This window comes from Nostoc sp. CHAB 5715, assembly GCF_020829685.1.
Classification (GTDB): Bacteria; Cyanobacteriota; Cyanobacteriia; order Cyanobacteriales; family Nostocaceae; genus Nostoc.
In genome coordinates this window covers 1-4,525 of the sequence record NZ_JAIVFR010000632.1, presented here as the reverse complement: position 1 = coordinate 4,525, position 4,525 = coordinate 1, and the positions used below count along the sequence as shown (strand labels likewise).

Genomic DNA, 4,525 nt, shown 5'->3' with positions numbered 1-4,525 from the left:
TCTTCTTCATCTCCCTCATCCCCCTCATCCCCCTCATCCCCCTCATCCCCCTCATCCCCCTCATCCCCCTCATCCCCCTCATCCCCCTCATCCCCCTCATCCCCCTCATCCCCCTCATCCCCCTCATCCCCCTCATCTCTTGCGTCCAATCAACAAATAGGTGGTTATTTTCCCTTTGCCTTGAACTTCGATTTCGCCCCGCTTTTCAAATAAAAATTCATTACACAAAGACTTATAAGTATCTTCTGTAACTTGGATTTTACCAATAATACCTTGGGATTCCATACAGTGAGCGATGTTTACTGTGTCTTTCCAGAGATTATACGTAATTTTTTTTAAGTCAATTACTCCCGCCACTACGGAACCAGTATGGATGCCGATACGGATGCTAAAGTTTTGGTTATTCTCAGTATTAAATAGAGCGATCGCAGTTTGCATCTGAAGTGCCATTTGAGCGATCGCTTGAGCATGATCCCGGCGGCGTGTGGGAAAACCACCAACTACTATATAAGCATCGCCAATGGTCTTGATTCTCTCTAAACTATGTTGTTCGATGAGGCGATCAAAAGTTGAGAAAATCGAGTTGAGTAAGTTTACCAGTTGAATTGCACTCATAGAAGCAGCAATTTCGTTAAAGCCGACAATATCTGCAAATAGAACTGTGACATCAGCAACGTCTTCGACAATGTTAGCTGCTTCTTTCAAAGGTTTGGAGATTGCTGCTGGCAAACTATTTAGCAATAAACGTTCGGTTTCTTCCTGCTGATAGTGCAGCGCTTCTTCCGCCGCTAGTCGCTGGGTGACATTGCGAAAAATGCCACGAATCGCAACTGGATGACCTTCGACAAATTTACAGTTAATATTACCTTCTAGAAAGATTGTTTGACCGTCTTTAGTAATGAATGCGGATTGTACTTGCCCGATCTTTTCTCCTGACAGCACCCGATAAAACCTTTGCAAACAGTCTTGTTTAAACTCTGGATGTATAATATCGAAAATATTCATATTCACAATTTCAGCTTCGCTATATCCGAAAGCTTCTTGCCATGCACGATTGACATACAAAAAACGACCATAGGCATTGACGCATTGAATCAGATCATTAGCATTTTCAAATAAATCTCGATATCGTTCTTCACTTTCTACAAGTGCATCTTCTGCTTGTTTGCGTTTGATAAACTGGGCGATTTGACTACCAATAGAACCCACCATTTGCAATAATTCTTTATCCTTTGGTTGTACATCCCGGCTAAAGAAAACCATCACTCCTAAGATTTCGCTATCGTCTAAGATGGGAAAGCCAAAAGCTGCGTGCAATCCAGCCTCAGCAGCAGGTTGCGATCGCCGAGTATCTCCATCTTCTGTGATATCTTGAATCCATAGGGGCAAACGTCTGATCCAAATTCGACCAGGTAAGCCAACACCGGGTGTATAGATAGTTTGCCAAGTAATTGCTTTAAACTCTCGCGCAGAAATTACTCGACTTGACCAAATTTCCACACACCTTAATACTGCATTGAGGCTATGTCCCTGTACCGAAGTGCCAATATATTGACTTGGTGTCCAAAGTTCGCCTAAATCCCATCCCAAGTTTTGACAAATCGACTGCAAAATTTGCGGAATTACCTGTTTTACAGTTTGGGATTCTGATAATATACGAGTGATAGCATACTGGGCACTTGTACGTTGTTCCCGGTGCTGCCGAGCAGTAATATCCCGACCAATGTAGACAATCTCTTCTAATCCTTTTATTTTTTTCGGAATTACTGAACAAGAAAAAGCAATCAACCGCTTTTCTCTAGTCTTGGTTCGGCAAACTACCTCTAAATTCTGAAGATTTTTCTGAAAAAAAGAATGCTGGTGAATGGCTTCTATTAAGACTTGCTCATCATCAATTATCAGTGATATTGGTTTATTAATTAATTCTTCTTCACTAAAACCAAATAATTGTTGAGCCGCACGATTGACTTTTTTTATTCTCCCTAAATTACTGGTTATAAACAAAGCATCTGCCATTGCATTAATTACTTGATCCATGTAGTTATTGTATTAAATTAAAGCAGAGTAAATTTCAAGGTATAGTAATAGAAAACTTCAAACTTTTGCCAGATTACACAATCATCACACTGAATATTAATAACTTAGTAATTAGAACTAACAATTAATAATTTAGTACCACTGATGATTATTTTAGTTATTCTTTCAAATATTTGAGCAATATACAAGTTTGTTTAAGTAAATTTTCTAGAAGTGACTAATACTCAGTTTTCTTACCAAAATTGATATTAATTGATTAAGTGTGCTATGGGACTCCTATTTGATTTTTGAAATACACGTAGGGTGGGCTTTGCCCACCATATCCAGGTTTTGGTGGGCAAAGCCCACCCTACATTACTTAAAATTTTTCACATATCATTTAGGATTCCTATATAAGTAGGACGGCGTAAATAATTAAAGGTTTGTAGTGCGATCGCACGGGAGGCGTTAGAGAGATTACCAGAGTGATGAGGTGATGGTATTTAACAGGGGCGCGACCATATCATACTCATTAGGCAGGCGTAGTAAGTTGGTACAATGGCATTGTTAGTCGATACAATAGCATTGTCAGTCGATACAATGGCATTGTTTGCCGATACAATGGCATTGTCAGTCGATACAGTGGCATTGTTTGCCGATACAATGGCATTGTTAGTCGATACAATCAAATTGCAAGAGGTTGCATTGAGATAACACGGCGATGCAAATACTCAACGGCAAGACAACACTTGGCAAGTAGCGCGATCGCATCAATATAATAGCGCTTCTGTGTTGAGTTCAATACAGACCTAACAAGAACAGCCCCTTCCCTTGTAGGGAAGGGGAGTAAGATTCAAAGCCTCTCTCCTTTTAGGAGAGAGGAATGGAAGTGAGGTCAAAGTATATGTCAAAACTACGTCAAAATTTAAATAAACGCGATCGCACTTACCGACAATGCAGATTACCCAAAGTCTCCATACAGCAATTCTCGTGACTGACTTAGAACGCTCTGAACACTTTTATGGCAAAGTATTGGGATTATCGAAAATAGATCGTTCCCTAAAATACGCTGGTGCATGGTATCAAGTCGGCAACTATCAAATTCACCTGATAGTTGCACCTACTGTCCCCACCGAAAACCCAAACGAAAAATGGGGACGCAACCCCCACGTCGCTTTCTTAGTTGATAACTTGGACGCTGCCAAACAAGACTTGCTCAATCATAATTATCCTATTCAACCCAGCGCCTCCGGTCGTTCTGCTTTGTTTACTCAAGATCCTGATGGAAATATTATCGAGTTGAGTCAGCAATGAAAGGGAGTGGGGAGTGGGGAGTGGGGAGTAGGGGAAGAAGAACTATTTATTGATTATTGACAAATGACTAATGACTAATGACTAATGACTAATGACTAATGACTAATGACTAATGACAAATGACAAATGACTAATGACAAATGACTAATGACTAATGACTAATGACTAATGAAAATAATTGCCTACTCTTACACTAATCCACTATTAGAATCTGCTCCCGATCAAGCCGATTGGGGATGGGAGGTGGATCGGGTTTATGAAGATTTGGGCAAAGCAGAGTCTTCTGGACACGCTACGCGATCGCAATTACAACAATTACTCATAGATTGCGGAACTGAAGGTGCAGATTATCTGTTGGTTCGTCGGTTGGAAGAATTAGGGGATACTCTAGAGGAAATTAGCGATCGCTTACATCAACTCGAAGCAATGGGAGTAGCGATAATTGCCACAGAACAGCCCTACACTTCCGAAAGTTACCCTCTGGGCGCTGACTTGCTGAATTTGCTAAACGCAATCCAACGTCAGCAACGTAGTCGTCGCATCCGTCAAGGACACGCCCGTAATCGTCTTGAGGTTGCACCGCCACCGGGTAAAGTTCCCTACGGCTATCGCAGAGGTAAGGGAAAATATACCATTGATCGCAGTACTTCACCAGTAGTCAAAGATTTTTTTGAACACTTTTTACTCTATGGTTCCCTGCGGGGTTCAGTTCGCTACTTGGCGAAAAAATACGGCAAAAAAATCTCTGTCACCACAGGAAGACGGTGGCTAACTAATCCAGTTTATCGCGGCAATACAGCTTACCAAAATGGTGAAATTATCTCTAATACCCATATTCCGATAATTTCTAAGGAAGAAGCAGCCCAAGTTGACCGGCTTTTACGCCGTAACAGCCGTTTACCATCCCGAACTGCTAGTGCACCCCGTTCTTTAGCTGGGTTGGTTGTCTGTGCTGAGTGTCAGTCACATCTAACAGTTACTCGTGTCACCCAACGCAACCAAGATAAGGAGTATCTTTATTTACGTTCTACTAGCTGTCCTCAACGCCCCAAGTGTAAGGCTATTCCCTACCAAGAGGTTTTAGAACATACAATTGAAACCGTTTGCCATGATTTACCCTTAGCTGTAGCGGGGATGAATTTTCCCCAATTGGATGCACTCAAGAATAGTTTAGGACAAGCGATCGCTCGTCAGC

At 41.5% G+C, this 4,525-nt stretch carries 5 protein-coding genes; 4 read left to right on the top strand and 1 reads right to left on the bottom strand.

From position 1 onward, the window contains the following. A partial coding sequence (locus LC574_RS27790; RefSeq protein WP_229456899.1) for a hypothetical protein occupies positions 1-213 on the top strand: 213 nt, incomplete at its 5' end. On the opposite strand, the gene LC574_RS27785 is transcribed toward LC574_RS27790, so the two are convergent. Next, positions 133-2,037, bottom strand: a complete 1,905-nt coding sequence (locus LC574_RS27785; RefSeq protein WP_306422166.1) for an adenylate/guanylate cyclase domain-containing protein — start codon at positions 2,035-2,037, stop codon at positions 133-135. The genes LC574_RS27790 and LC574_RS27785 overlap by 81 nt on opposite strands. Positions 2,038-2,574: 537 nt before the next feature. Between LC574_RS27785 and LC574_RS27780 the strand changes: the two genes are divergently transcribed. From LC574_RS27780 to LC574_RS27770, 3 genes are all read left to right on the top strand, one after another. After that, positions 2,575-2,730: a hypothetical protein gene (locus tag LC574_RS27780; RefSeq protein ID WP_229456898.1), complete on the top strand. Its 156-nt coding sequence runs from the start codon at positions 2,575-2,577 to the stop codon at positions 2,728-2,730. Between the two features lie 240 nt (positions 2,731-2,970). Next, a complete protein-coding gene (locus LC574_RS27775; RefSeq protein WP_229456897.1) occupies positions 2,971-3,330 on the top strand; it encodes a VOC family protein in 360 nt (119 codons plus the stop codon). Between the two features lie 168 nt (positions 3,331-3,498). Beyond that, on the top strand, positions 3,499-4,525 hold a 1,027-nt coding region (locus LC574_RS27770), incomplete at its 3' end, for a recombinase family protein (protein ID WP_229456896.1).

What these genes read in the sequence shown, in the direction of transcription:
- LC574_RS27785 (WP_306422166.1), bottom strand. Translation starts at nt 2,037, where the DNA reads ATGGATCAAGTAATTAATGCAATGGCAGATGCTTTGTTTATAACCAGT.
- LC574_RS27780 (WP_229456898.1), top strand. Translation starts at nt 2,575, where the DNA reads ATGGCATTGTTAGTCGATACAATAGCATTGTCAGTCGATACAATGGCA.
- LC574_RS27775 (WP_229456897.1), top strand. Translation starts at nt 2,971, where the DNA reads ATGCAGATTACCCAAAGTCTCCATACAGCAATTCTCGTGACTGACTTA.